The sequence below is a fragment of the Streptomyces sp. NPDC054794 genome (assembly GCF_053611585.1).
Genome location: NZ_JBSHAQ010000031.1, coordinates 12,185 through 37,808 on the forward strand (window position 1 = coordinate 12,185; position 25,624 = coordinate 37,808).

Annotated in this window: 25 protein-coding genes and 1 pseudogene; 12 read left to right on the forward strand and 14 right to left on the reverse strand. The window is 73.2% G+C overall.

What is annotated here, in order from left to right; translation table 11 throughout:
* The first annotated feature begins 38 nt into the window (after positions 1–38).
* Positions 39–1,475, forward strand: coding sequence for a GNAT family N-acetyltransferase (locus ACWGKT_RS29110; RefSeq protein ID WP_453276026.1), 1,437 nt, complete (start codon positions 39–41; stop codon positions 1,473–1,475).
* A gap of 84 nt (positions 1,476–1,559) precedes the next feature.
* Here ACWGKT_RS29110 and ACWGKT_RS29115 read toward each other — a convergent pair whose 3' ends face one another.
* Entirely contained in the window at positions 1,560–2,765 is a 1,206-nt protein-coding gene (locus ACWGKT_RS29115; RefSeq protein ID WP_453276027.1) for a trans-sulfuration enzyme family protein, read from the reverse strand.
* Positions 2,766–2,825: 60 nt separating this feature from the next.
* Here ACWGKT_RS29115 and ACWGKT_RS29120 point away from each other — a divergent pair, with 60 nt between their 5' ends.
* Together ACWGKT_RS29120 and ACWGKT_RS29125 are read left to right on the forward strand one after the other, a co-directional pair.
* Entirely contained in the window at positions 2,826–3,329 is a 504-nt protein-coding gene (locus ACWGKT_RS29120) for an Lrp/AsnC family transcriptional regulator (RefSeq protein WP_235453927.1), read from the forward strand.
* Positions 3,330–3,362: 33 nt separating this feature from the next.
* Positions 3,363–5,054 carry a DUF885 domain-containing protein gene (locus ACWGKT_RS29125; RefSeq protein WP_453276028.1) on the forward strand — a complete coding sequence of 564 codons (1,692 nt, stop codon included), beginning with the start codon at positions 3,363–3,365 and terminating at the stop codon, positions 5,052–5,054.
* A gap of 84 nt (positions 5,055–5,138) precedes the next feature.
* Here ACWGKT_RS29125 and ACWGKT_RS29130 read toward each other — a convergent pair whose 3' ends face one another.
* Together ACWGKT_RS29130 and ACWGKT_RS29135 are read right to left on the reverse strand one after the other, a co-directional pair.
* Positions 5,139–5,654: an immunity 21 family protein gene (locus tag ACWGKT_RS29130; protein ID WP_356151772.1), complete on the reverse strand. Its 516-nt coding sequence runs from the start codon at positions 5,652–5,654 to the stop codon at positions 5,139–5,141.
* A gap of 76 nt (positions 5,655–5,730) precedes the next feature.
* On the reverse strand, positions 5,731–6,204 hold the full coding sequence (locus ACWGKT_RS29135; protein WP_453276029.1) for a rhodanese-like domain-containing protein: 474 nt from the start codon (positions 6,202–6,204) through the stop codon (positions 5,731–5,733).
* Between the two features lie 94 nt (positions 6,205–6,298).
* On the opposite strand from ACWGKT_RS29135, the gene ACWGKT_RS29140 reads away from it, so the two are divergent.
* The gene (locus ACWGKT_RS29140; RefSeq protein WP_453276030.1) at positions 6,299–6,745 is read left to right on the forward strand and encodes an Lrp/AsnC family transcriptional regulator; all 447 of its coding nucleotides are present in this window, start codon (positions 6,299–6,301) and stop codon (positions 6,743–6,745) included.
* Positions 6,746–6,747: 2 nt separating this feature from the next.
* On the opposite strand, the gene ACWGKT_RS29145 is transcribed toward ACWGKT_RS29140, so the two are convergent.
* Together ACWGKT_RS29145 and ACWGKT_RS29150 are read right to left on the reverse strand one after the other, a co-directional pair.
* Positions 6,748–9,741 (reverse strand): AAA family ATPase, encoded by a 2,994-nt coding sequence (locus ACWGKT_RS29145; RefSeq protein ID WP_453276031.1) that lies wholly within the window; start codon positions 9,739–9,741, stop codon positions 6,748–6,750.
* Positions 9,738–10,901: an exonuclease SbcCD subunit D gene (locus ACWGKT_RS29150; RefSeq protein WP_453276032.1), complete on the reverse strand. Its 1,164-nt coding sequence runs from the start codon at positions 10,899–10,901 to the stop codon at positions 9,738–9,740. The genes ACWGKT_RS29145 and ACWGKT_RS29150 overlap by 4 nt, the downstream gene beginning before the upstream one ends.
* A 279-nt stretch (positions 10,902–11,180) precedes the next feature.
* Between ACWGKT_RS29150 and ACWGKT_RS29155 the strand changes: the two genes are divergently transcribed.
* The gene (locus ACWGKT_RS29155) at positions 11,181–12,515 is read left to right on the forward strand and encodes a PP2C family protein-serine/threonine phosphatase (protein WP_453276033.1); all 1,335 of its coding nucleotides are present in this window, start codon (positions 11,181–11,183) and stop codon (positions 12,513–12,515) included.
* A 118-nt stretch (positions 12,516–12,633) separates the two neighbouring features.
* Positions 12,634–13,674 (forward strand): MASE1 domain-containing protein, encoded by a 1,041-nt coding sequence (locus ACWGKT_RS29160; RefSeq protein ID WP_453276034.1) that lies wholly within the window; start codon positions 12,634–12,636, stop codon positions 13,672–13,674.
* A 38-nt stretch (positions 13,675–13,712) separates the two neighbouring features.
* Here the strand turns inward: ACWGKT_RS29160 and ACWGKT_RS29165 are convergent, their stop codons facing one another.
* From ACWGKT_RS29165 to ACWGKT_RS29180, 4 genes are read right to left on the reverse strand one after another with little or no spacing between them, the layout of a single operon-like run.
* Complete coding sequence (locus ACWGKT_RS29165; protein WP_356151786.1) at positions 13,713–14,339, reverse strand: YigZ family protein; 627 nt, start codon at positions 14,337–14,339, stop codon at positions 13,713–13,715.
* A gap of 57 nt (positions 14,340–14,396) precedes the next feature.
* The gene (locus ACWGKT_RS29170) at positions 14,397–14,942 is read right to left on the reverse strand and encodes a SixA phosphatase family protein (protein ID WP_453276035.1); all 546 of its coding nucleotides are present in this window, start codon (positions 14,940–14,942) and stop codon (positions 14,397–14,399) included.
* A 49-nt stretch (positions 14,943–14,991) separates the two neighbouring features.
* Positions 14,992–15,114 carry a hypothetical protein gene (locus ACWGKT_RS29175; RefSeq protein WP_356151790.1) on the reverse strand — a complete coding sequence of 41 codons (123 nt, stop codon included), beginning with the start codon at positions 15,112–15,114 and terminating at the stop codon, positions 14,992–14,994.
* Complete coding sequence (locus ACWGKT_RS29180) at positions 15,111–15,896, reverse strand: hypothetical protein (protein ID WP_453276036.1); 786 nt, start codon at positions 15,894–15,896, stop codon at positions 15,111–15,113. Before ACWGKT_RS29180 ends, ACWGKT_RS29175 begins: the two co-directional genes overlap by 4 nt.
* Positions 15,897–16,054: 158 nt before the next feature.
* Here ACWGKT_RS29180 and ACWGKT_RS29185 point away from each other — a divergent pair, with 158 nt between their 5' ends.
* The 3 genes and pseudogenes from ACWGKT_RS29185 (at position 16,055) to ACWGKT_RS29195 (ending at position 18,983) form a co-directional block, all read left to right on the forward strand.
* Complete coding sequence (locus ACWGKT_RS29185; RefSeq protein ID WP_453276037.1) at positions 16,055–16,462, forward strand: CoA-binding protein; 408 nt, start codon at positions 16,055–16,057, stop codon at positions 16,460–16,462.
* A gap of 201 nt (positions 16,463–16,663) precedes the next feature.
* Positions 16,664–18,304, forward strand: coding sequence for an APC family permease (locus ACWGKT_RS29190; RefSeq protein ID WP_453276038.1), 1,641 nt, complete (start codon positions 16,664–16,666; stop codon positions 18,302–18,304).
* 135 nt (positions 18,305–18,439) lie between these two features.
* Positions 18,440–18,983: pseudogene (locus ACWGKT_RS29195) on the forward strand (FAD-dependent monooxygenase).
* Between the two features lie 17 nt (positions 18,984–19,000).
* On the opposite strand, the gene ACWGKT_RS29200 reads toward ACWGKT_RS29195, so the two are convergent.
* Both ACWGKT_RS29200 and ACWGKT_RS29205 read right to left on the reverse strand, forming a co-directional pair.
* The gene (locus ACWGKT_RS29200; protein WP_453276039.1) at positions 19,001–19,558 is read right to left on the reverse strand and encodes a YbaK/EbsC family protein; all 558 of its coding nucleotides are present in this window, start codon (positions 19,556–19,558) and stop codon (positions 19,001–19,003) included.
* A gap of 43 nt (positions 19,559–19,601) precedes the next feature.
* Entirely contained in the window at positions 19,602–20,174 is a 573-nt protein-coding gene (locus ACWGKT_RS29205) for a helix-turn-helix domain-containing protein (protein ID WP_235453942.1), read from the reverse strand.
* A gap of 92 nt (positions 20,175–20,266) precedes the next feature.
* On the opposite strand from ACWGKT_RS29205, the gene ACWGKT_RS29210 reads away from it, so the two are divergent.
* On the forward strand, positions 20,267–21,124 hold the full coding sequence (locus ACWGKT_RS29210; RefSeq protein WP_453276040.1) for an EamA family transporter: 858 nt from the start codon (positions 20,267–20,269) through the stop codon (positions 21,122–21,124).
* Here the strand turns inward: ACWGKT_RS29210 and ACWGKT_RS29215 are convergent.
* Complete coding sequence (locus ACWGKT_RS29215; protein WP_453276041.1) at positions 21,121–21,885, reverse strand: acyltransferase; 765 nt, start codon at positions 21,883–21,885, stop codon at positions 21,121–21,123. The genes ACWGKT_RS29210 and ACWGKT_RS29215 overlap by 4 nt on opposite strands.
* A gap of 116 nt (positions 21,886–22,001) precedes the next feature.
* Here ACWGKT_RS29215 and ACWGKT_RS29220 point away from each other — a divergent pair, with 116 nt between their 5' ends.
* A complete protein-coding gene (locus ACWGKT_RS29220; RefSeq protein WP_453276042.1) occupies positions 22,002–22,535 on the forward strand; it encodes a gamma carbonic anhydrase family protein in 534 nt (177 codons plus the stop codon).
* Between the two features lie 57 nt (positions 22,536–22,592).
* Here the strand turns inward: ACWGKT_RS29220 and ACWGKT_RS29225 are convergent, their stop codons facing one another.
* Entirely contained in the window at positions 22,593–23,243 is a 651-nt protein-coding gene (locus ACWGKT_RS29225; protein ID WP_453276043.1) for a DedA family protein, read from the reverse strand.
* 239 nt (positions 23,244–23,482) lie between these two features.
* Here ACWGKT_RS29225 and ACWGKT_RS29230 point away from each other — a divergent pair, with 239 nt between their 5' ends.
* Positions 23,483–24,523 carry a lysylphosphatidylglycerol synthase transmembrane domain-containing protein gene (locus ACWGKT_RS29230; RefSeq protein ID WP_453276044.1) on the forward strand — a complete coding sequence of 347 codons (1,041 nt, stop codon included), beginning with the start codon at positions 23,483–23,485 and terminating at the stop codon, positions 24,521–24,523.
* A 38-nt stretch (positions 24,524–24,561) separates the two neighbouring features.
* Here ACWGKT_RS29230 and ACWGKT_RS29235 read toward each other — a convergent pair whose 3' ends face one another.
* The gene (locus ACWGKT_RS29235) at positions 24,562–25,599 is read right to left on the reverse strand and encodes a class I SAM-dependent methyltransferase (RefSeq protein WP_356151831.1); all 1,038 of its coding nucleotides are present in this window, start codon (positions 25,597–25,599) and stop codon (positions 24,562–24,564) included.
* Positions 25,600–25,624 lie beyond the last annotated feature (25 nt).

Genomic DNA, 25,624 nt, shown 5'->3' on the forward strand with positions numbered 1-25,624 from the left:
CAACACCCTTCCTTCACAGTGGGTGCATGAATCGAGGAATGTCTGATGTGACGCGGGCGAAGCATGGGCGTCCCGTGCACCACTGGCGGCGGGACGTCGTCGAACTCGCCGCTGTCTTCACGGCCGTCGCGGTGTCGGACGGCGTGGCGAATCTGATCGGGCACGGGCCGAACGGTCCGGTGCTGCTGGTGATCTCGGCGATCGCCCTGGCCGCGACGGCGGGTTTCCACACATGGTGGGCACGGCGCCACGGTCACGCACCGCCGACGAGTGATACCGGCGCCCGGCCGCCCGCCGAGGTGCGGCAGGCCGGGCCGTCCGACGGACCCGCGGCGACGCGCGGGGCCGCGGCCGGGGCGAGCGCGCTGTGGCGGATGCGGACAACGGTGAAGGACGCCCCGGGCTCGCTGGCGACTCTGTGCACGGCGCTGGCCGGGCAGCGGGTCGACATCCTGAGCCTGCAGACGCATCCGCTCGCCGAGGGCACCGTGGACGAGTTCCTGCTGCGGGCCCCGGGTGAGCTGGCGGCGGCGGAGATCAGCCGGGCGGTCGCGGTGGCCGGGGGCACGAGCACCTGGATCGAGCGGGCCGACGCGCACGACCTGGTGGACGCACCGACCAGGGTGCTGGGTCTCGCCACGCGGACCGCGCTGGACGCGGCGGAACTCCCGTTGGCGCTGCGGCAGTTGCTGGGGCGGTGCACCATCCGTTCGCTGCCCGCCAAGCCGGTCGGCGGTGGTCGCGCACCGGCGGAGGTGCCGGTCGAGGGCGTGCTCGAGGACACCGTGATGCGGCTGCGGGCGCCGGAAGGCGGCGTGATCACCGTGGAGCGGCCGTATCTGCCGTTCACGCCGACCGAGTTCGCGCGGGCGCGGGCGCTGGTGGAGCTGGACGCCCGGCTCGGCCCGCGCATCCCGCGCAGCCACGACGTACTGACGCTGCCCGAGGGCAACGCGATCACGGTGCGCCGGGCCGACACACGGGACGTGCCGGCGGCGAAGGCGATGCAGGAGCGGTGCTCGCCCCGGACGCTCGCCATGCGCTACCACGGGCCGGTCGGCGACGCGGAGCGCTATCTGAACCACCTGCTCAGCCCGCGCTGCGGGCGGACCCTGGCGGTTCAGACCGCGTCCGGCCGCATCGTCGGCCTCGGCCATCTGCTGTGGGACGGCGACGAGACCGAGGTCGCCCTGCTGATCGAGGACGAATGGCAGCGGCGGGGCATCGGCGGCGAGCTGCTGGGCCGGCTGGTGGCGATGGCGGTCGAGGCGGGCTGCGAGAGCGTGTACGCCGTGACGCAGGCGTCCAACACCGGCATGGTCGCCGCGATGCGCGCCCTGGGCCTCCCCCTCGACTACCAGATCGAGGAGGGCACACTGGTCATCACGGCCCGGCTGGATGCCACCCCGGTCCGCTCCCGGCTGCCGTACGACGGCCGGCAGGAGCAGTTCGGCGGGCCGGTCGGCCGGGACTGACCGGGCGAGGGACACCTGAGCGCACCACGGCCCGGCGGCGACATCCGCCGGGCCGTTGCGTACGCCGAGCCCTCTCGCCGGGACTCAGCGCATGGCCTCCTGAAGCCGCGCCCCGGGCACCGTCACCGGGGTCTCCCCCAGGGCCGCGTCCAGGTCCGCCCACAGATCCTCGACGTCCTCCAGCCCGACCGACATCCGCAGCAGCCGGTCGCTCACCCCGGCGCCGCGCCGGTCGTCGGCGTCCACGATGCGGTGGCTGATGGACGCCGGATGCTGGATGAGGGTGTCGACGCTGCCCAGGCTCACGGCCGGGGTGATCAGCCGGACCCCGGCGATGACCTCGTGCGGGTCCCCGTGGACCTCGAAGGCGATCATGGCGCCGCCGAGCCGCGGGTAGCGGACGCGGGCCACGCGCGGGTCGGCGGCGAGCCGCCGGGCCAGCTCGGCGGCGGTCGCGGAGGCGGCCCGCACCCGGATGGGCAGCGTGGACAGGCCCCGCAGCAGCAGATAGCCGGCCAGCGGATGCAGCACCCCGCCGGTGGCGAACCGTATCTGCCGCAGTTGCCGGGCGAACTCCTCGTCGCAGGCCACCACGCCGGCCAGCACATCGCCGTGCCCGCCGAGGTACTTGGTGGCGCTGTGCAGCACGAGCCGGGCGCCGTGTTCGGCCGGGCGCTGGAGCACGGGCGTGGCGAAGGTGTTGTCGGCGAGCAGCGGTACGGAGCCGCAGGCGTGGGCGATGGCCCGCAGGTCGAGTTCGGCCAGCGTCGGGTTGGCCGGGGACTCGACCATCACCAGCCCGGTGTCCGGGCGCAGCGCGTCCGTGATCCCCGCCGGGTCGGTCCAGGTCACCTCGGTGCCCAGCAGTCCGGCGGTCAGCAGGTGGTCGCTGCAGCCGTAGAGGGGCCGGACGGCCACGACGTGGCGCAGGCCCGTCGCGGACCGGGCGAGGAGGACCGCGCTCAGGGCCGCCATGCCGCTGGCGAAGGCGACCGCCGACTCGGTGCCTTCGAGCCGGGCCAGGGCGGTCTCGAACCGGGCCACGGTCGGATTGCCGAGCCGCCCGTAGACGGGCATCCCCTCCGGCTCGGCGCCGGTGGAGGCGAAGGTGTCGATCCGGGCGGCCTCCGCACGGCTGTCGTACGAGGGATAGGTGGTGGACAGATCGATCGGCGGGGCGTGCAGTCCCTGCCGGGCGAGGTCGTCACGGCCGGCGTGCACGGCCTCGGTGGCCAGTGCTCTGGAAACGGTGCCCACGACGCTGTGGGCACCAGTGCTCGCTGAGTCCATGGGCGGAAGGGTGAACACCGGACGGGTCACAGGAATCGAACACCGTGCTACGTTCGGCCAATGGCCGAATCTGTCGTACTGGATCCGGTGGACCTCCATCTGCTGCGCCTGCTGCAGAACGACGCCCGGACGACCTACCGCGACCTCGCCGCCCAGGTGGGGGTCGCACCCTCGACGTGTCTGGACCGGGTGGCCCGGCTGCGCCGGGCGGGCGTGATCCTCGGCCATCAGCTGCGGCTCGATCCGGCCAAGCTGGGGCGCGGCCTGGAGGCGCTGCTGTCGGTGCAGGTCAGACCGCACCGGCGGGAGCTGGTGGGACCCTTCGTGGAGCGGATCCGGGTGCTGCCGGAGTCGCGGACGGTGTTCCACCTGACCGGACCGGACGACTACCTGGTGCACGTGGCGGTCGCGGACATGGCCGACCTGCAGCGACTGGTCCTCGACGAGTTCACGTCGCAGCGCGAGGTGGCCCGGGTGGAGACCCGATTGATCTTCCAGCAGTGGGACTGCGGACCGCTCCTTCCCCCGGCCACGCCCACAGCTGAATCGGCGATGCACGGGTGACGCGGGCAGCGTGATCGTATGAGGATGGGCGGCATGTCTGAGACCCAGATCCCGCTGCCCCGTCAGGTCGCCGACGCCTATGTCGACGACCTCATCGCCCTCGATCCGATCACCGGTACGTACCTTGGTGTGAAGGAGAGTTCGAGCAGGCTGCCCGACTGCTCGCCCGCGGGCCAGGAAGCCGTGGCGGAGCTCGCGCGGACCACGCTCGCGAAGCTGGCGGAGGCCGAGCGGCAGCCCGGGGCGGACAGCGACGCGGAGCGACGCTGCGCACGGCTGCTGCGTGAGCGGCTCACCGCCGAACTCGCCGTGCACGAGGCCGACGAGGGCCTGCGCGCGGTCGGCAACATGGCGACCCCCGGCCACTCGGTGCGCGAGGTCTTCACCCTGACGCCGACGGAGACGGACGAGGACTGGGCGGCGATCGCCGAGCGGCTGCGCGCGGTCCCGGCCGCGTACGCGGGGTACCGCGCCTCCCTGGAACTCGGTCTGGAGCGGAAGCTGTACGCGGCCCCGCGCCCCACCGCCACCTTCATCGAGCAGCTCACCGAGTGGGCGGACACGGACGGCGAGGGCCACGGCTGGTTCGAGGAGTTCGTCTCGGCCGGTCCCGAGGCGCTGCGCGCTGAGCTGGACGAGGCCGCCCGGGTGGCGACCGGGGCCGTCGTGGGGCTGCGCGACTGGATGCGGGACGTGTACGCGCCGGCCGTCGAGGGCGCCCCGAACACCGTGGGCCGCGAGCGGTACGCCCGCTGGTCGCGCTACTTCAACGGCACGGACCTGGACCTGGACGAGGCCTACTCCTACGGCTGGGCCGAGTACCACCGCCTCCTCGGCGAGATGCGCGCCGAGGCCGAGAAGATCCTGCCCGGCGCCAAGACGCCGTGGGTGGCGCTCGCGCACCTCGACGAGCACGGCGCGCACATCGAGGGCGTCGACGAGGTCCGCACGTGGCTGCAGGGCCTGATGGACCGGGCCATCCAGGACCTGGACGGCACGCACTTCGAACTCGCCGAGCGGGTACGCAGGGTGGAGTCGCACATCGCCCCGCCCGGCGGTGCGGCGGCCCCGTACTACACGGCGCCCTCGGAGGACTTCTCGCGGCCCGGCCGCACCTGGCTGCCGACGATGGGCGAGACCCGCTTCCCGGAGTACGACCTGGTCTCGACCTGGTACCACGAGGGCGTCCCCGGTCACCACCTGCAGCTCGCGCAGTGGGTGCACGTGGCCGAGAACCTCTCCCGCTACCAGGCCACGATCGGCGGGGTCAGCGCCAACGCGGAGGGCTGGGCGCTGTACGCGGAGCGCCTGATGGACGAGCTCGGCTACCTCACCAACCCGGAGCACCGGCTCGGCTACCTCGACGCGCAGATGATGCGCGCGGCCCGGGTGATCGTCGACATCGGCATGCACCTGGAGCTGGAGATCCCGGCGGACTCGCCCTTCCACCCGGGTGAGCGCTGGACGCCGGAGCTGGCCCAGGAGTTCTTCGGCTCGCACAGCAGCCGCCCGGCGGACTTCGTGGAGAGCGAGCTCACCCGCTACCTCACCATCCCCGGCCAGGCGATCGGCTACAAGCTCGGCGAGCGGGCCTGGCTGCTGGGCCGGGAAAACGCGCGCAAGCGGCACGGCGACGCCTTCGACCTGAAGGCGTGGCACATGGCCGCCCTCTCCCAGGGGTCGCTGGGCCTGGACGACCTGGTGGACGAGCTGTCCCAGCTCTGAGCGAGGGCCCGGTCCCGAACGGCGGTGTCCACGACGATCTCGTGGGCACCGCCGGTAGCGGCTGAACGCCCGGCGCCGACCGGTTCAGTGCGGCAGCCGCCGCAGCTGGACGAGTCCGACCCAGGTCTCGGGGCCCGGTCGGGCGTAGGCCGCGCGCACCGCGTAGGCGCCCGCCTCCAGGGGGACCCGCAGGTGCTCCGCGCGCTCGCTCTCGTCGCCGGGCCAGGCCGAGTCGAACAGGACGACCGGGCCGGGCACGTCCCAGCGCACCTCGTCCCCCCAGGCCGCCGCGTCGAGGGCGGCGGGCACACCGGCCAGCAGTTCCTCCTCGGAGTTCGCCGCACTCCACCGTACGAAGGCGGCGTGGTCGGGCAGATAGGAGGTGGAGGCCGGTTCGTCGCCGAGCACCAGGGCCGCGCTGTTCCCGACCGGGAGCAGACCGACGTAGCCGTCGACCTCGCACGCCCGGTCGTAGTCCGTGGCCATGTCCTCCCCGTCGGCCCCCGCCCAGAAGGGCAGCACGGCCTCCGGGACGACTATCAGCGGGCCGCCGCCCGACTCCACCCACTCCACCGCGCCTGGATCCGCGTATCGCGCCATGGGCAGAACCTACACGGGTGGCGACGGCACAGGTTCACGGTTCACCCAGGCGCCCGGTACGCCCCGAATCGGCCGGTCAGCAGCCGCAGTTCCCCGCCGCCGGTGCGGTCAGCGGGTCGGCCTCGCGCCGGTCCCGGCCCTCCCAGGTCTCGTACTCGAAGCCCTCGCGGGCCCAGTACTCGAAGCCGCCGAGCATCTCCTTGACCCGGTAGCCGAGTTCGGCCAGGGCGAGCGCGGCGCGGGTGGCGCCGTTGCAGCCGGGGCCCCAGCAGTACGTGATCACCGGCACGGACCTGTCGAGGAGCCCCTCGGCCTGAACGGGGATGAGCGCGGTGGGCAGGTGGACCGCGCCGGGGATGTGGCCCTGGTCCCAGGACTCGGTGGAGCGGGAGTCGAGGACGACGAAGCCGAGGTCGCCGCCGGCCGCGAGCGCCGCTGCCACGTCGGACACGTCGGCGTGGAAGGTGAGGCTCGCGCGGAAGTGGGCGGCGGCTTGGGCGGGGGCGGCCGGGGCGACGCGCAGGACCGGGTTCTCGGTGTGGGTGATCATGACGAAGAATCTATGGCCGCAGGACCGCCTTCTGAACAAGGGATCCACGGCATCCCTCTTGATCCGCCGGGGATTCCCCTGCTATTCCTCGGTGATGACCGCCTATTCCCCGGACGCCACCGACTGGCGCATTCTGGACGTCCTGCAGCGCGAGGGCCGCGCCAGCTTCGCGGACCTCGCCCGTGCCGTCTCGATGTCCGCCAGCGCGGTCACCGAGCGGGTCCGGCGGCTGGAGGAGGCGGGCGTCATCCAGGGGTACGCGGCGGTCGTCGACCCCGAGCGTCTCGGCCTGACGATCCTCGCGTTCGTACGTCTGCGGTACCCGAACGGCAACTACAAGCCCTTCCACGACCTGGTGGCCGCGACGCCCGAGATCCTGGAGGCGCACCATGTGACGGGCGACGACTGCTTCGTCATCAAGGTGGCCGCGCGCTCCATGTCCCATCTGGAGGAGATCTCGGGGAAGATCGGCGCGCTGGGGTCGGTGACCACGAGCGTCGTCTACTCCTCGCCACTGCCTCGGCGTCCGCTGGGGCACTGACCTCAGCCGACGCCCCGCTGCCGCACCGACGACCCCGACCTGCCCTTCACGACCTCCAGCTGGGCGTGGATCCGGCGCCGCAGATCGGCGACATGGCTGACGATGCCGACGCTGCGGTCCCGTTCGCGCAGCGAGTCCAGCACGTCGAGGACCTCGTCCAGGGTCTGGTCGTCGAGGCTGCCGAAGCCCTCGTCGATGAAGAGCGTGTCGAGGCGGACCCCGCCGGCCTCGTCCGTCACGACGTCCGCGAGGCCGAGGGCGAGCGCCAGGGAGGCGAAGAACGTCTCACCGCCGGACAGCGTCGCCGTGTCCCGCTCACGGCCGGTCCAGGCGTCGACGACGTGCAGCCCGAGTCCGCTGCGGCCGCGTCCGGTGCGGTCGTCGGAGTGGACGAGGGTGTAACGGCCGGAGGACATCTGCCGCAGTCGTACGGTCGCGGCGGCGGCGACCTGTTCCAGTCGGGCCGCGAGGACATAGGACTCCAGCCGCATCTTGCGTTCATTGTCGGCCGAGGTGCCCGCGGTGAGGGCGGCCAGGCGGGCCACGCGGTCGTACTCCTCGCGCAGCGGCGCCAGTCGCCGTACGCCGTCGGCCGCGCGGGCGGAGAGGCGGTCGAGTTCGGCGCAGCAGCGGGCCGCCCCGTCGCGTGCGGAGGCGGCGTCGCGCAGCCGCTGGGCGGCCGAGGACGCGTCCCGCTCGGCGGTGGCGAGGTCGGCGGGCGGCAACTGGGCGGCGGCGGCCGTGTCGGACTCGGCGAGTACGGCACGTACGGCGGACTCATCGGAGTGCCAGGCGTCCAGACGGCGTTGGAGTTCGCGGTGGGCCGCGTCGTCCAGCAGGGCGGCGGCCGCGGCCTGCGGGGTCTCGAAGCCGGCGCGGTAGGCGGCGTCGGCCAGGCGGGCGTCGGCGTCCTTGAGTCGCTGGGCGGTGTCCTCGGCGGCGCGGGCGGTGTCGGCGGCGTCGGTGAGCAGCGCCACCTGCCGCTCCAGCTGCGCGGTGCGCGCCGCCACGCTCCCCGCGGTGCCCCGCGCCTTGGCCAACTCCTGCTCCAGAGTGGCCCGTTCGCGGTCGAGGGTGTCCCGCCGGGCGAGCCGCGCGGCGGCCCTGACCTCGGCCTGCTGCCGGTCGGCGAGGCGTCGTTCGCGCTCCTGCTCGGCCCGGCGCAGCTCCTCGTGGGCGGCGTGCAGCGCGGAGGCGTCGCGGCGTGCGCGCGCGTACTCCTGCTCCAACGCGTCGGCCTCGGCGGCGAGTTCGGCGGTGGCGGTGTCACCGGCCTCGGCGGTGGCGGCGGCCAGTGCCTCGCGGGCGACGCCCAGGCGGCGCTCGTCCTCGGCGCGCCGCTCGTCGGCCTGCTGGTGGGCGGCGAGGGCCCGCTCCTCCGCCTCGCGGTCGACGTGCCCGGCGATCCTGCGGGCGGGCGCGGGGTGTTCGGTGGCCCCGCAGACGGCGCACGGTTCGCCGTCGGTGAGGCCCGCGGCCAGTTCGGCGGCGATGCCGGTCAGGCGCTGTTCCTTGAGGTCGAGCCAGTGGGCGCGGGCGTCCAGGGCGCGCTGCTCGGAGGCGAGCGTCCGCTCCCGGGCGGCGTCGGTGTCGCTCGCCAACTGGTCGCGCATCCGGGCCGCGCCCAGCCGCCGTCGCGCGGGTTCGCGCTGGACGGCGAGCTGTTCGGCCCGGGTGGCGGCCTCCTGCGCGGACTCGACGCGGGTCTGCAGGCCCGCGCGTGTGGCGTCCCATCCGGCGAGCCAGTTCCCGGTCTCGCGCAGCACGTCCTCGTCGGTGCGCTCCTGGCGGTCCAGGCCGACGCGTTCGGCGACGACGTCCGCGAGCCGCTGTTCGGCGCGGCGGGCCGATTCGAGGCCGCCGAGCTCCTCGGCGGCCCGGCGGGCGGCGGTCGCGAGCCCGGTCGGGCCGGCGTCGGCGAGGGTCTCCGGCAGCGCCGCACGCGCGCGTGCCTCGGCGGTGGCGGCAGCCCGGTGCTCGGCGTCGGCGGCCTCGCGCAGTTCCAGCGCCGGTGCCACCATCTCCGCCTTGCGGCCCCGCTCCATGCGCGCCTGCGCCTCCTGGTGGGCGCCGGCCCGCTCCTGGAGGAGCGCCGCCCGCTCCCGCGCCTGGGCGAACCTGCTCTGCAGGCGGGCGAGTTCGCGTACGTCGGCGAGCGCGCGGTCGGCGGCGGCGTGGGCGGACTCGGTGGCGGTGAGGCGGAGGTGGGCGAGGGTGAGCCGTTCACGAACGGTGCTGCGGGCGACGGCCGCGGCGGCCAGGACGGCGTCGGCCAGGCCCGGTTCGCCCGGTGCCAGCTCCGGCAGCTCCATGGCGTCGCCAGCCTCCTGCTGCATACGGTGCGCGTCGGCGAGCAGCGCGGCGTCCCCCTCCCGCACCTGGGCCTCGGTGGCGCGGCGGCGTTCGGCGAGGCTTTTTTCGACCTCGGCGAAGCGGCGGGTGTCGAAGAGGCGGCCCAGCAGCCTGCCCCGGGCCTCGGCGTCGGCCCGCAGGAAGCGCGCGAAGTCGCCTTGGGGCAGCAGGACGACCTGGCAGAACTGCTCGCGGCTCATGCCGAGCAGCTGGGTGATCTCCTCGCCGATCTCCTGGTGCGAGCGGCTGAGGTCCTTCCAGGCGCCGGCCGTCGCGTCGTACTCGCGCAGCCAGGACTGGGCCTTGTCCAGCGTGGTACCGGAGCCGCGCTTCTTGGGGCGCTCCCACGGCGGCTGCCGGGTGATCTCCAACCGGCGTCCGGCGACGGTCAGTTCGAGGCGGACCTCGGTGCGGGTGGCGGCGTCGGCGTGGTCGCTGCGCAGGGACAGTCCCTGGCCGGTCTGCCGGGCGCCGGGCACGGAGCCGTAGAGCGCGTAGCAGACGGCGTCCAGGATGGAGGTCTTGCCGGCGCCCGTCGGTCCGTGCAGGAGGAAGAGCCCGGCGGCCGACAGTTCGTCGAAGTCGACGGACTGGGAGCCGCCGAAGGGGCCGAACGCCGTGATGTCGAGCCGGTGCAGCCTCACCGGGCCACCTCGCGCACGACGTCGTCGGTGCGGACCGCGTCGAAGGCGTCCCGCAGCACCGTCTGCTCCCGCTCGTCCGGGCCGGCGCCGCGCACGTGCGCCACGAAGTCGCGGGCGATCTGCTGGTCGCTGCGTCCGGCGAGGCGCTTCGCGTAGGACACGTCGGGGTCGTCGGGGGCCCGTTCCGGGGCGAAGACGAGGCTGAGCGTGTGCGGGAAGCGCTCGGTGAGCCGGGCCATGGGGTCGGCGGGGCGGACCGCGTCGGTGAGGGTCGCCTCGACCCACGCGTCCTCGTGCCGGGCGAGCCCCGGGTCGGCGAGTAGGTCCTCCAGCTCGCCCCGGATCCGGGCCAGTGGGCGCGGCACCGGGCAGTCGACACGCTCGGCGCTGACCGAACCGTCGGCCGCCAGGTCGACGAGCCACATGCTCTTGCGGTGGTCGGCCTCCGAGAAGGAGTACGCCAGCGGGGAGCCCGAGTAGCGCACGCGCTCGGTGAGGGTCTGGCAGCCATGCAGGTGGCCCAGTGCCACGTAGTCCACGCCGTCGAAGACCCCGGCCGGTACGGCGGCCACGCCGCCGACGGTGATGTCCCGCTCGCTGTCGCTGGCCTCGCCGCCGGTGACGAAGGCGTGCGCGAGGACGACCGAGCGGGTGCCGGGGGCGCGGGCGGCGAGGTCGGCGCGCACGCGGTCCATCGCGGCGGCGAGCACGGCCTCGTGGCCCGGCTTGTCGACCCCGAACTCGTCCTTCACCAGGGCCGGTTCGAGATAGGGCAGGCCGTAGAAGGCGACGTCCCCGAGGGCGTCCGCCAGCACGACCGGTGTGCCGCAGGCTGCCGGCTCGGTGCGCAGGTGGATGCCGGCGCGCCCGATGAGGCCGGCGCCGACGCCGAGGCGGCGGGCGGAGTCGTGGTTGCCGGAGATCATTACCGTGGGCACGCCGAGCTCGGCCAGCCGGTGCAGGGCGTCGTCGAACAGCTCCACGGCCGCGAGCGGCGGCACCGCCCGGTCGTACACGTCCCCCGACACGACCACCGCGTCCACGGCCCGCTCCCGCACGACCGTGACCAGGTGACCGATGAACTCGGCCTGGGCGCCAAGCATGTTCACCCGGTGGAACGCCCTCCCCAGATGCCAGTCGGACGTGTGCAGCAACCTCAAGAAACCGCTCCGACCTGCACATTTCCCCCTATGGCACCTTCTGTGGCACCCCTGTGACCAGCACTGACCCGCACAGGCTCGCGGTCAGCAGCCACCACGCTAACGCGTCCGGGCACCTGATCCACCACGAACCACTACCCGCCACCCGCCTCTGGGAGCAAATCGACCGATACATTGACGATGACCCGATTCGTCCGGCTTGCCCATGAGAAGCTGTAGGGGCGCGACCGGGCACCGGGCCACCATGCGCTCGTGAGGGCAGGAGAGCAGGCGCACGTGATGGCACGAGAGAAGGAAGGGAAGAAACCGCGGCAGCCGCATCTTCCGGACCTGCAGGTGCGCCTGCGTGCCGAGCTGGGCCGGATCGACGAGCAGTTGCGCTCCCTTTTGGACGCCATGGACCGGCTGCAGGGCCTGCTGGACGCGGTGGTGGCGATCACCCGCGAGGTGGAGCTGCCCGCGGTGCTGGACCGCATCGTGACCACGGCCATGGACCTGGTCGGCGCCCGCTACGGGGCCCTCGGCGTGCTCGACGACTCCGGACAGCACCTGAAGCGGTTCATCACCGCCGGTCTGTCCGAGCGGGAACGTGCCGATCTGGCGGATACCGAGCTGCCGCGTGGTCTGGGCGTCCTCGGCCACCTGATCCGCCACCCCGCGCCGCTGCGGGTGGACGACATCCCGGCCCATCCGTCCTCCGTCGGGTACCCGCCCGGACACCCGCACCTGGTCACCCTGCTCGGCGTCGCCATCACCGTCCGGGGCGAGATCTACGGCGACCTCTACCTCTCGGAGCGGCACGACGGCCTGCCCTTCGACACCCATGACGAGAACGTCCTCATCGCCCTGGCCAGCGCCGCCGGTATCGCGATCGAGAACGTCCGTCTGTTCGAACAGGTGCGCGTCGGAGCCGAGCAGTTCCAGCGGCTGCTGCTCCCGACCCTGCCCGACCTGCGGCCCTTCACCGCCGCCGCGATCTACCGCCCCGCCGCCGAGCCCAGTCAGCTCGGCGGCGACTGGTACGACGCCGTCCCGCTGCCCGACGACGTGGTGGCGGTCGTCATCGGTGACGTGGTCGGCCACGATCTGCGGGCCGCCGCCGCCATGGCCTCCACCCGGAACATGCTGCGCGCCCTGCTGTTCGAGCGGGGCAACACGCCCGGCGGGGTCCTGTCCCGGCTCGACCGCACCCTGCAGGCCATCACGAACAATCCGGTCACCACCACGACGCTGGCGCGCATCGAGCCGGAGGGAGCGGGCTGGCGGCTGCGCTGGAGCACGGCGGGCCATGTCCCACCCCTGCTGGTCATCCCGCAGCACCCGGCGCAATACCTGTTCGCCGAGCCCGGGCTGCCCCTCGGGGTCGACCCCGAACAGCCCCGCCCCGACCACTCCCGCCTCCTGCCCACGGACGCCACCGTGGTCTTCTTCACCGACGGTCTGGTCGAGGATCCCGTCCGTTCCATCGACGAGAGCCTCACCGCGCTCGCCGCGCTCGCCACCGGGTACGCCGGGCTGCCGCTGCAGGAGTTCGTCCAGGCCCTGGCCGATCACCACCCCAGCGACGGCCACGACGACATGGCCATCCTCGCCGTACGCACGCCGCACGCCTGACCCCCGGCCCGCCGCGCCTGGCCGCCGCCCGGACGGCGGGCCCAGCGGTGGCGTGGAGGATCCGGGGGATCCGTCGGATGATGGGCCTCGGGGCGATGTAGATGCGGAGGCTCGCCCGATGAGTGTCGCGCGGCGGGAACGGCTCCTGCGCCGTGGCCTGCCCGTCCTGGAGATCATCGTCGTCGCCGGGCTGTACTACGGCTCGGCCGAGCTCGGACTGCTCCAGCAACTGGTGCGCAGCCAGATCACCCCGCTGTGGCCGCCCACCGGCATCGCCGTGGCGAGCCTGCTCCTGCGCGGCCCGCGCATCTGGCCCGGGATCGCGCTCGGCGCGTTCCTGGCCAACGTCTCTCTCGGGCCGTCCCTCCCGGTCGTGCTCGTGATCGTGGCGGGCAACACCCTCGCGCCCCTCTGCTCGTACGCGCTACTGCGTCGTACGGGGTTCAGCGTCGACTTCGACCGGCTGCGGGACGCGCTGAGCCTGATCTTCCTCGGCGCGTTCACCGGGATGCTGGTCAGCGCGACGATCGGCACGGGCTCCCTCGTCCTGTCCGGGGTGCTGAGCTCCGGCAACTTCTGGCCCTCGTGGTCGGTCTGGTGGACCGGCGACGCGATGGGCGTGCTGCTGGTCACGCCGGTCCTGCTCGTACTCCGCTCGGCGCGCCGGCCGAGCGGTGTGCCGCCGGCCCGCTGGGCGGAGGCGCTGCTCCTGGTGGCGGCCATGGTCGGCGTCGGATTCATCGAGACGACCCGCGCGCCGCTGCTTTTCCTCGGCTTCCCCCTGCTGATCTGGGCGGCCTTCCGCTTCCAGCTGGCCGGGGCCGCGCCCTGCGCGCTGGCCGTGTCGTCCTTCGCGATCCTCGCCGCCACCCGGGGAACCGGCCCCTTCGCCGGCCACGACCTGCTCACCAACATGATCACCCTGCAGGCGTTCAACGGTTCCGTCTCGCTCACCGCGCTGCTGCTCGCGACGGCCGTCAGCGAGCGCAACCAGACCCAGCTGGAGATCGCGCGGGCCTGCGGGCAGCTCGCCGCGATGGTGGCCAAGATGACCGCTGGTAACCACCATCTGACGCTGCCCGACGGTGAGGGCGAGGACGGCGAGAGCACAGGTTCGAAGGAGGAGGAGCCGGGCGGACGGACCCCGAAGCCTGCGTGATCACGGGCAGCGGGGCGGGTGACCGGGCCGCCCGCGCGTCACGCGTCGCCGTAGGCCTCCCCGCCCAGTTCGAGTTCGGCGGTACCGGCGGTGGCGTCGGCCAGCCAGGCGCGGAAGGCGTCCACGTCGGCGTCCGGCAGGCCGATCTCGATCGTGACCGCCTCGCCGTACCGCACGTCCCGTACCTCGCGGCCCGTCGCGCGCAGGTCGTTCTGCACCTTGCCCGCACGCTGGTGGTCGACGGTCACCGTGGCCAGCCGGAAGCGGCGCCGGGTGATCGTGCCGAGCGTGTCCAGGGCTTCGCCGACCGCTCCGCCGTAGGCGCGGATGAGGCCGCCCGCGCCGAGCTTGACCCCGCCGTAGTAGCGGGTGACGACGGCGACGACGTAGCGCATGTCGCGGCGGAGCAGCATCTGGAGCATCGGGACGCCCGCGGTGCCGCCGGGTTCGCCGTCGTCACTGGCCTTCTGGGTGGAGGCGTCGGCGCCGATGACGTACGCCCAGCAGTTGTGGGTGGCGTCCGTGTGCTCCTTGCGGATCGCGGCGAGGAAGTCCTGGGCCTCCTGCTCGGTGGCCGCCGGGGCGAGGGCGCACAGGAAGCGTGAGCGGTTGACCTCGGTCTCGTGCACGCCCGCGCGGGCGACTGTGCGGTACTCGTCCTGCATCCGGACAGCCTATGCGGACGCGCGCACCGCCCCGTGGCCGCCCGCAGGGGAGCTCCGCTACTCCCCCTTCTTCCCCCGGGGCACGGAGACCGCCGTCAGCAGGGCGGTGCCGGGGCCGAGGGCCGACCAGCCGGTGCCGTGCCAGGCGAGGACCGCGACGGCGGAGGTCGGGAACTTCCTCCGCACCTGGTCCAGCGTGTCGTCGAGGCCGTCTCCGGAGAGGTCGAGGACCAGCTCCTCCAGGCCGGGGTTGTGCCCGACCAGGAGCAGGGTCTCCACCTCCGGCGGCACCTCGCGCAGCACGGCCAGCAGTTCCTCCGCGTCGGCCGCGTACAGCCGCCGGTCGTAGCGCACCGGCGGCGGGGTGCCCCACTGCTGCGAGGCCAGCTCCCAGGTCTGGCGGGCGCGTACGGCGGTGGAGCACAGGGCGAGGTCGGGCAGGCAGTCGGCCTCGGCGAGGGCACGTCCGGCGGCGGGCGCGTCCCGCAGGCCGCGCGGGGCGAGCGGCCGCTCGTGGTCGGCGGCTCCCTCGGGCCAGGCGGACTTGGCGTGCCGCAACACCACCAGCCGCCGCATCGGCCCCACGCCCGCGCGGGCCGTCACGCGGGACTCCGTCGGTCGCGGCCGAGGGCGCGGAGCGGAGCGGCGACGATCACGCGAGGCTCCCCGGGGCAGGCGCCGGGTCGGCGCCGAGGGGCCGGTCGGCCGCCGGCACGCGGCGGCCCTGCGGATCGGGAGCCCGGCCGGAGCCGGGCGCGCAGTCGACGGCAATCACGCGAATCTCCCCAGGTCACGGGCCACGTCAAGGCCGAGCAAACGGTCGGTATAGGCATACGTCTCGAAGCGGGCGCCGTCCGGCAGGGCCGACGCGGTCTCCACCGAGTTCAGCACCCTCAGTACCTCGGGCACATTCAGATCATCCTCCCAGGCGGCCCGCAGCCGCCCCCGCACATCGTCGGGAACCGGCCGCGACGGCTGCCGCGCCCAGAGGGCCACGGCGCGCCGCCAGCGGGCGAGCGTGCGTCCGGCCTCGTCCAGCGCGTCCGCGTCGAGCCGTACGGGGGCGCCGCGCGGGCTCGCCAGCAGGGCCAGCCGGAGGACGGAGGGATCCGGGAGGTCGGCCGGCAGGCCCCGGTCGAAGACCGTGCCCCGCGATGACGGCGGGGCGCCGGGGGCCGTGTCCCGCGCCGTCGGCCCGCTGACGGGCGCCACGCCGACGACCACACCGCCCGGCGGCAGCGGCTCGCCCTCCCCCGCCACATGGATGACCTGCGCCTCGCCCAGGCCCGAGGCGAGGTCGTGGGCGTCCTCGAAAGGGCGGATGCCGAGGGTGGTGGCGGCCGCGCGGAGCTCGGCCTGCTCGTGGTGACCGCTGAGCATCGCCCAGACGGGCGTGCCGCCGAGTTCCAGGGCGCGGACGAGGACGTCGGCGGTCAGGAGCACCCGCAGCGCGGTCGGACCGAAGCCCGAGGCGTGGGCCTGCACCCGGGTCAGTCCCCGGCGGGCGGGGGCGGCCTCGACGGGCTCACCGGTTCGGGCGTCGATGATGCGCAGCACGGGCCGAGCGTAGGCGGGCGGAGGCCCGTACGCAGGCAGTTGCCGCCGAAACCGGACAGCGTGGCGGGAGATCGGGTAGGGGAGGGCGGTGGGAATCACGTTCCGGCACCCGCTGTTCCCCCGAGGAACACTTCCCCCGAAGCCCGAGGAGGCCGGCCGTGTACGGCGACGAAGCGACGATCCGCAGGATCCTGACCGAGCTCGGTGACACGTGGGCCGTGGTGGGCCTGTCCTCCAATCGGGGGCGCGCGGCGTACCGCGTGGCCGAGGCCCTCCAGCGGTTCGGCAAGCGCGTCGTGCCCGTGCACCCCAGGGCGGAGACGGTGCACGGCGAGCGCGGCTACGCCTCCCTCGCGGACATCCCCTTCGAGGTCGACGTGGTCGACGTGTTCGTCAACAGCGACCTCGCCGGACAGGTCGCGGACGAGGCGGTCGCACGGGGCGCGAAGGCCGTCTGGTTCCAGCTCGGAGTGCTCGATCCGGCGGCCTACGAACGCACCCGGGACGCGGGTCTGGAGATGGTGATGGACCGGTGCCCGGCCATCGAAATTCCCGCTCTGACCTAGCTGTCTTGTGCTCTTCTCATACTCCGCAAGTGAATACAGGCATTCGTTACCAGTCGCTGACCTGTGCAAAGGCCGGGTAAACGGCACCCCATGGCCCGGGTCAAATCTTGCGGGATGGTCTTTTGTAAGCAGCGAATGCCTACTTAGCCTGTGGCCTCTTCCCCGTTAGACCTGTGTTCAGATTCTGAGAGGCCACTTGACATGGCGAAACTCGACCCTGCCGTGCGGGACGCCACGAGCGCTCCGTCCGGCGGCCTGCGGCGCGACGTCGGGCTGATCGGCCTGATGTGGGCCTCGGTCGGTTCCATCATCGGTTCCGGCTGGCTCTACGGAGCCGAGAAGGCCGTCGTGGTGGCGGGCCCCGCGGCGATCATCTCGTGGGTGATCGGCACGATCGCGATCGTGCTGCTGGCCCTGGTGCATGCCGAGCTCGGCGGCATGTTCCCGGTGGCGGGCGGCACGGCCCGCTACCCGCACTACGCGTTCGGCGGCCTGGCCGGCCTGTCCTTCGGCTGGTTCGCCTGGCTGCAGGCGGCGACCGTGGCGCCGATCGAGGTCGAGGCCATGATCGGTTACGCCGGTCACTGGCACTGGGCCCAGGGCCTCCAGCACACCGACGGCACGCTGACCACCAGCGGCTTCACCACCGCCGTCCTGCTCATGGCCGTCTTCGTGGGGGTCAACTTCTTCGGCGTCCGGGCCCTGGCGCACACCAACAGCGCCGCGACCTGGTGGAAGATCGCCGTCCCGCTCGCGGCCATCTTCATCATCGCCATCGGCAACTTCCACCCGGCGAACTTCACGTCGGAGGGCTTCGCGCCGTTCGGCGCCAAGGGTGTGCTCGGCGCCATCAGCTCCAGCGGCATCATCTTCGCGCTGCTGGGCTTCGAGCAGGCCATCCAGCTGGCGGGCGAGAGCCGCAACCCCAAGCGCGACCTGCCGCGGGCCACCCTCGGCTCGGTGGCGATCGGCGCCGTGATCTACATCCTGCTGCAGGTCGTCTTCATCGGCGCGCTCCCGCACTCCTCCTTCGCGCACGGCTGGGCCAAGCTCGACTTCCCGGGCATCAGCGGCCCCTGGGCGGGCCTGGCGACCGTGGTGGGCCTGGGCTGGCTGGGCTTCGTCCTGTACGTCGACGCGATCATCTCCCCCGGCGGCACCGGCCTGATCTACACCACCGCCACCTCCCGCGTCTCCTACGGCCTCGCCAAGAACGGCTACGCGCCGAAGGTGTTCGCCAAGACCGACGCGCGCGGCGTGCCGTGGTTCGGCCTCATCATGTCCTTCGTGACCGGCGTGGTCTGCTTCCTGCCGTTCCCGAGCTGGCAGGAGCTGGTCGGCTTCATCACCTCGGCGAGCGTGCTGATGTACGCCGGCGCGCCGCTGGCGTACGGCGTCTTCGCCGACCGTCTGCCGCACCACGACCGCCCGTACCGACTGCCCGGCGGCAAGATCATCTCCCCGCTGTCGTTCGTGGTGGCCAACCTGATCATCTACTGGGCCGGCTGGGACACCCTGTGGCGGCTCGGCTTCGCCATCGTCCTCGGCTACGTCCTGCTCGGCGGCTACGCCTGGTACGCCAACAGCAAGGACCTGCCGGGCGCTCCCCGGATGAACTTCAGGTCGGCGCAGTGGCTGCCCGGCTACCTGCTGGGCCTGGGCCTGATCTCCTGGCAGAGCACCTTCGGCGGCCAGGGCAACATCCCGCTGTGGTGGGACATCCTGGTGGTCTCGGCCTTCTCCCTCGCGATCTACTACTGGGCCAAGGCCACCGCGGCGCGGCCCGAGGAGATCGAGCACAGCATCGACGAGGTCGTGGTGACCGACGCTCCGGCGCACTGACCCTCTCCGCTCGGTGTCCCGTCGGCCGAACCTCGGCCGACGGGACACCGTCATAATGCGGGGGTGACGTCCCCCCACTCACCGTCCGTCCCCTTCGACCCTTCCGACCCCGCCGAACGCCGTCCGGTCGTCACCGTGGGCGCCGGGCCCGCCGGGCTCACCGTCGGCGCCCTCCTGCGGGCCGCCTCCGTCGACTGCGTGGTCCTGGAGACCGGGAGCAGACAGTTCGTCGAGACACGGCCGCGGGCCGGGGTCATCGAGGAGTGGGCGGTGCGGGAACTGGACCGGCGGGGCCTCACGGCGAACCTGCTGGAGCACGCGCAGGCGCACACCGAGTGTGCGAGTTCCGCTTCGGCGGCGAGCGGTGCCGCTTCCCGTACACCCGGCTGACGGGCCATCACCACTACTTCTACCCCCAGCCGTTGCTGGGTGACGCGCTCGTCGCCCACTCACGCGAGGGGACTCCACGGGCCTGGCCGGCTACTCGGAGACAAGTCTGCGGCGGGTGGGGGACTACCAGGAGTTCTCACAGTGGCTCTCGGACATCTACCACGGAGCCTCCAGCGGCGATCCGTACCTGGCGGGCACCACGCCGGCCCGGCTGCGCCGCCTGTTCACCCAACCGGCCGCCGCCCTGGCCTTCGCCGAGCAGTACCTGGGGTCGGCCGCCGCCTTATGAGCGGGGATGTCCGCGCTTCAGGCGACGCCGAGGCCCTCCAGCACCACCGCTCCCGGGAGTTCGGCGAACGCCTTGCCCGGCACCAGGAGTTTGCCGCGCCGGCGGCCGCTGCCGACCAGGACGTAGGGCAGGTCGACGACGGCCGCGTCGACCAACACGGGCCAGTCCTCGGGCAGTCCGATCGGGGTGATGCCGCCGTACTCCATCCCGGTCTCGCCCGTCGCCAGGTCCACGGCGGCGAACGAGGCCTTGCGGGCGCCGAGTCGGCGGCGCACCACGCCGTTGACGTCCACCCGGGTGGTGGAGAGCACGAGGCAGGCGGCGAGCCGGGTCTCACCGGCCCGCTTGGCCGCCACCACCACGCAGTTGGCCGACTGCTCCAGCAGCTCACGCCCGTAGTGCTCGACGAAGGTGGCGGTGTCGGCCCACTCCGGTTCGGTGTCGACGTGGACGATCCGCTCGGCGGGGACGCTGCCGTGCCAGCGGCGTACGGCGTCGGCGACCGGGCGGATCAGTTCGTCCAGGCACTCGGGAGCGGGGGTGACGGTGTCGAACTGTCCGATGGGTGCGCGCATGACCGCACGCTAACAGCCGTGCCGCGCCGGACGGCCGTGCGTCTCAGCGCACCGGCGGCACCGAGACCGCCATCACCATCTCCATCGGCTCGTCGCCGTCGTTGCCGTACACATGGGGTGAGTCGGCCTCGAAGGAGGCGCTCGCGCCGGCCGGGACGCGGTGCTCCACCCCGTCCACGGTGAGGGTCAGCTCCCCCGCCGTGACATGGACGAGTTCGACCGTGCCGGTGGGGTGCGGGTCGGAGGGGCTGCGGTCGCCGGGCATCAGGCGCCAGTCCCACATCTCCAGCGGGCCGGGGGCCTCGGTGCCCGCGAGGAGGCGGTTGTAGCTGCCCGCGTCCGTGTGCCAGAGGCGTACGGCCTGCTCGGCCGGGACGATACGGACCTGCGGGCCCCGCTCGTAGTCGAGCAGGGTGGTGATGCTGATGCCGAGGGCGTCGCCGATCTTGACGACCGTGCCGATGCTCGGGTTGGTCCTGGCCTGCTCGATCTGGATGAGCATGCCGCGGCTGACTCCCGCGCGCGCGGCCAGCGCGTCCAGGGTGAAGCCGCGCTCGTTGCGCCAGCGTTTGACGTTGCGCGCCAGTGACTGGGTCAGCAGGTCGAGGTCCGACACTTTCCGTCCAATATTCTGGATTACAGAGTTCAACCAGATGAACTACGCTGTGGTGCACCCGATCGTTCACCGAACTGTACTGCGAGGCGGCGATGACAGCACTCTTCGCCCTGGCCACCAGCTTGCTGTGGGGTCTGGCCGACTTCGGCGGCGGGCTGCTGACCCGGCGCGCCCCGGCCCTGACGGTGGTGGTCGTCTCCCAGACGATCGCGGTGCCGCTGCTCGGGGCGATCGTGGTGGCGACCGGCGGCTGGAGCGAGGCCGGTCCACGGCTGTGGTTCGCGTGCGCGGCGGGCCTGGTGGGGCCGGTCGCCGTGCTCTCCTTCTACAAGGCGCTGGCACTCGGCCCGATGGGCGTCGTCTCCCCGCTCGCCACGCTGAGCGTGGCCGTCCCGGTCGGCGTCGGCCTGTTCCTCGGCGAGCGTCCGGGGCTGGCGCAGGTCGCGGGGATCGCGGTGTCGGTGACGGGCGTCGTCCTGGCGGGTGGCCCGCAACTGCGCGGCGCGCCCGTGCAGCGCCGGACGATCCTGCTCACGCTGGTCGCGGCGCTCGGCTTCGGCACCGTGTTCGCCCTGATCACCGAGGCGTCGACCACCGTCCCGGGCCTGTTCCTCTCGCTGTTCGTGCAGCGGGTGACCAGCGCGGTCACGGGCGGGGCCGCGCTCCTCGTCACGGTCCGGCGCGGTGCGCCCGCGCTCCCTCAGGGCGGCCTCCCCTTGAGCTCGCTGCCGGCCCTCGCCTTCGTCGGCCTCGCCGACGTGGCCGCCAACGGCACCTACGCGATCGCCGCCCAGCACGGCCCGATCACCGTCGCGGCGGTCCTGGCCTCGCTCTACCCGGTGGTCACGGCCCTTGCCGCGCGCGGCATCCTGCGCGAACGCCTGCAACGCGTCCAGGCGGCGGGCGCGGGCCTCGCGCTGGTGGGCACGCTACTGCTCGCGGCGGCCTAGCTCTCGGTCTCCAGCTGGGCGAGCCGGGCGGCGCCCTCCTCGTCGAGGTCCGCCAGCGCGCGCAGTTGGTCCGGGGTGACACCGTCGGGGATCGGCACCGGGGCCGGCGTCCGCAGCGGCGGCTGCCAGCCGTCGTCGGGCGTCCAGCGCCGTACGACCCGGGCCGGCGCCCCCGCGACCACGGCGTGGTCGGGCACCGTGCCCCGGACCACCGCACCGGCGGCCACGACCACGTTCCCGCCGATCCGCGCGCCCGGCAGGATCACCGCTCCGGTGCCGATCCAACACCCCGGACCGATCTCCACCGGCTCCATCCGCGGCCACTGCTTGCCGATGGGCTGGTGCGGATCGTCGTACGAGTGGTTCGTGGACGTGACGTAGACGTACGGCCCGAAGTAGCAGTCACTGCCGATGGTCACCGTGGTGTCGGCGATCACGTGGCTGCCGCGGCCCAGCACGACGCCGTCGCCGAGGCGCAGGATCGGCTCGGGGCCCAGGTCGAGGTCGGGCATCAGGCCGGCGGTGAGGGTGACCTGCTCGCCGATGATGCAGTGGGAGCCCAGATGGATCCAGGGTTCGCCGAAGACCGTGCCCAGCGGGAAGGCGAGTCTGGTACCTGTTCCCATCGCCCCGAAGCGCAGTCGTCCCGGGCGCTCGGCGGTGACGGATCCCGTGCGCTGCACCCAGGCCCAGCCCGCGTGGACGGCCCGCTGGGCGAGGCGACGACGCCAGGACGAGAACGTGTTCTTGGGCTTGGGCACCCGCTCACGGTACTCAGCGCCGACCGCGGCCAGGTGACCGGACCGCTGTGATCTTCGCCCCACCGGGTGGCGTACGGTGCGGGGGAATTCCCTCGGCAGAAAGACGGTGGACGCAGATGACGCACAGGGCGCTGATCATGGGCATCGGCGGCACGGAGCCGCGGATCGACGAGACGGCCTTCGTGGCGCCGACGGCCTCGGTGATCGGGAACGTGACGCTCGAGGCCGGGGCGAGCCTCTGGTACGGGGCGGTGGCGCGGGGCGACTGCGAGCGGATCAGCGTCGCGGCGGGCGCGAACATCCAGGACAACGTGACGCTGCACGCCGACCCGGGATTCCCCGTCACCATCGGCGAGCGGGTGTCGGTCGGCCACAACGCCGTGGTGCACGGAGCGACCGTCGAGGACGACTGCCTGATCGGCATGGGGGCGACCGTGCTCAACGGGGCGGTGATCGGCGCGGGTTCCCTGGTGGCGGCGCAGGCGCTGGTACCGCAGGGCATGGTCGTGCCGCCTGGTTCACTGGTGGCAGGGGTCCCCGCCAAGGTGCGCCGGGAACTGACCGCCGAGGAGCGGGAGGGCCTCGTCCTGAACGGCACCTGGTACGTCGAGCTGTCGAAGGCACACCGGGACATCCACGAGAAGCCCTGATGTCCCACCCCGCGGGTCGGGCACCGTCGTACCGGAGGCCGACCCGCCGGCCAGGCCCTAGTCGGTGGCCGCGACGGGCTCCGGTTCGGTGGCCTGCTTCTCGGCCGTCGCCTTCTTCGCCTTCCGCTTCAGCACCAGCATCGACGTCAGGCCGATCAGCACCGCCGCCACCAGGCCCAGGTACGAGAAGCGCTTGAGCCAGTCCTCGGCGACGACTCCGACGTAGTAGATGACGGCGGTGGTGCCGCCCGCCCAGCAGATGCCGCCGAGCAGGTTGGCGGTCAGGAACTTCCAGTACGGCATGTGCAGGACGCCCGCGAGCGGACCGGCGAAGATCCGGAGCAGGGCGACGAAGCGGCCGAAGAACACGGCCCACATGCCCCACTTCTCGAAGGATCGCTCGGCGGTGGCGATGTGGCCCTCGCTGAAGTGTCTCGGGAACTTCTTGCCGAGCCAGGCGAGCAGCGGACGGCCGCCCTTGCGGCCGATGGCGTAGCCGATGGAGTCGCCGATGACGGCACCGGCCGTGGCGCAGGCACCGAGGACGATCGGGTTGACACCCGAGTGCTGTGAGGACAGCAGCGCCGCCGAGACCAGGACGATCTCGCCCGGCAGCGGGATGCCCAGGCTTTCCAGACCGATGACCAGGGCCACGACCGCGTAGACGGCGGCCGCGGGTACGGTGTCGAGCCATTCCTGGACGTGCAACGCCCTGTCCTCCCCTGTCGGGTCACTGCCTCCCGGACGCCGCCCGGCGGGCGGCGTCCATGTGAAGGCTACCTGCTCACGGAAACGGGGCAGCCCGCCCGAAAGTGCCCGGCGGCACCGTCCCGCCGACGGTCCTTCGGTTTTCGGACATCCGCGTGTCATGCGGAACGGGAAAGCTCCTCGCGGTTTCCCGCGTTTCCCGCGCCTCGCGTCCCCCAGGTCTCCTGCCGCGCGGCCCGATGCGGAAGGACGAAGTCCCCGTGTCCTCGCTGTCCCCTGTGTCCTCACTGTCCCCGCTGTCCCCGACCTCCCCGGCCTCCCCGCTCCGCCCCGACGCGCCCGCCCGGTCGGCCTCCCCCATGGCCGCCCGCTCCGTCCGGCTGGCGCTGTGCTTCTGCCCGCTCCTGCTCGTCGCGGTGTGGGGGCTGACCAACCAGCGCGTCATGTACGAGGGCGCGGTCCGGCTGGCCACCGCCGACCCCTGGTGGCTGCTGGCCGGGCTGGGCTTCACCTGCCTCGGCTGGGTCGCCGCCTCGTGCGTACGGCAGGGTGCCCTGCCGGAGCGGCTCCCGCCGGGCCTGCTGCTGGCCTCGCAGTTCGCCGCCCGTGCCGCGAACCACGCGCTGCCCGCCGGCATCGGCGCCCACGCCGTCACCCTGCGCTTCCTGCGCGGGCGCGGCGTACCGCTCGACCGGGCCACCGCCTCGCTCGCCCTGTACTCGCTGGTGAAGCCCGTCGCCAAGACGCTGGTGCTGCTGGTGTTCGTCGCGGTCTCCCCGGCCGGGCGGCGGCTCGGCGAACTGATCCCGGACGCGCGCATCCTGCTGGTCGCGGCCATCGCCCTGACCGTCGCCGCCCTGGTCCTCGCGGTCGTACGTCCGCTGCGCCGCCCCGTGACGGGCCTGCTGCGCACCGCCCTCGCCGACGCCCGGCTGCTGCACTCCCGGCCCTGCCGGGTGCTCGCCCTGTGGGGTGGGGCCGCCGCGATGCCGCTGCTGCAGGCGTGCACGGTGGCGTCGGTCGGGGCCGCGCTGGGGCTGCCGGTGCCCTGGCCGGAGGTGGTCGTCGCGTTCCTGGCCGCGGGGACCGCCGTCGGAGCGGTCCCCGCGCCCGGCGGCCTCGCCGTGGACGCGGCGCTGGTGTTCACGCTGGCCGCGTTCGGCTCCCCGGTGGCGGTGGCCACGGCCACCGTCATCGGCTTCCGGGTCCTGACGGACTGGCTGCCGCTGCTGCCGGGCGCCCTGGTGCTCTCCGCGTTGATCCGCTCCAAGGTGCTCTGAGGGCCAGTTCTCCGAGGGCGTGTTCTCCGAGGGCGGGTTCAGTCCCGGCGGGCCACGAGGCGGTAGGCGTTCGACAGGCGGAGCCAGTGCGACAGGGGTCGTACGGCGAACCGGTCGACGAGCGTGCCCGCGACCAGGGCGGGCACGCCCGCCAGGAAGACGCCGGAGCGCAGGGCGCGCCGGAACGCGCCGGGGGGCTCGGCCAGCCACGGGGCGTCCTCGCGCGGGGCCGCGTGGTCGAGGGCGAGCCAGACGGCGGCGAGCAGGTCGACCGGGTCGTGCGGCTGTGCGTGCTGTTCCCCGACCACCGAGAAGCCCAGCTCGGTCAGGCGGCGGCGCAGGTTGGCGACCGGCACGAAGTGCAGGTGCTGCGGCTGGAGCCAGGGCAGCCACCAGCGGCCCAGCAGACGGGCGTAGCGGCTCTCCGGGTCCGGGACCTCGATGAGCAGGTGCCCGCCGGGGCGTACGACCTCGTGGGCGGCCCGCAGTTCGCGGTCCGGGTCGGTGCTGTGCTCCAGGTAATGGAACATGCTCACCACGTCGTAGTGGGCGGCGAGGTCCGGTGCCAGGTCGGGGAAGGCGCCGCGGAAGCCGTGCTCCACCCGACCCTCCCGTTCGGCGAGTGCCACGCCGTCGGTGAAGTCGAGGCCGTCGAACGCGGTGCCCGGCAGTACCTCGCGGGCGGCCTCGCAGAAGTGGCCGTGGCCGGTGCCGACGTCCAGCCAGTTCTTGGGGGTCGGGTCGTACCGCAGCATCGCCTCGGCGCGGCCCCGGTACATCTTGGTCCGGCCGCCGAAGGTGCCGCCCATCCGCTGCTCGCCGAGGCCGTCGTAGAAGTCGCGGTAGTAGAACTCCAGGCCCGCCTCGTTCAGCCTCGGGTTCTGAAAGGTGTGCCCGCACTGCGTGCACCGGTCGAGCCCGAAGTCACCCGGCTTGTGCTGGAGCAGGTCACCGGTCCGCAGCCGGGCGACCAGCCGGTCCGACCCGCACCAGGGGCAGGTGGCGCGCCTGGGCTCGAAGAACCGCTCCACGCCGTCGGCCAGGTCCGCCCGGTAGCGGGGCCGCAGGGCGGCGATCCGCGCGGCCCGGTCGGCGGGGTCG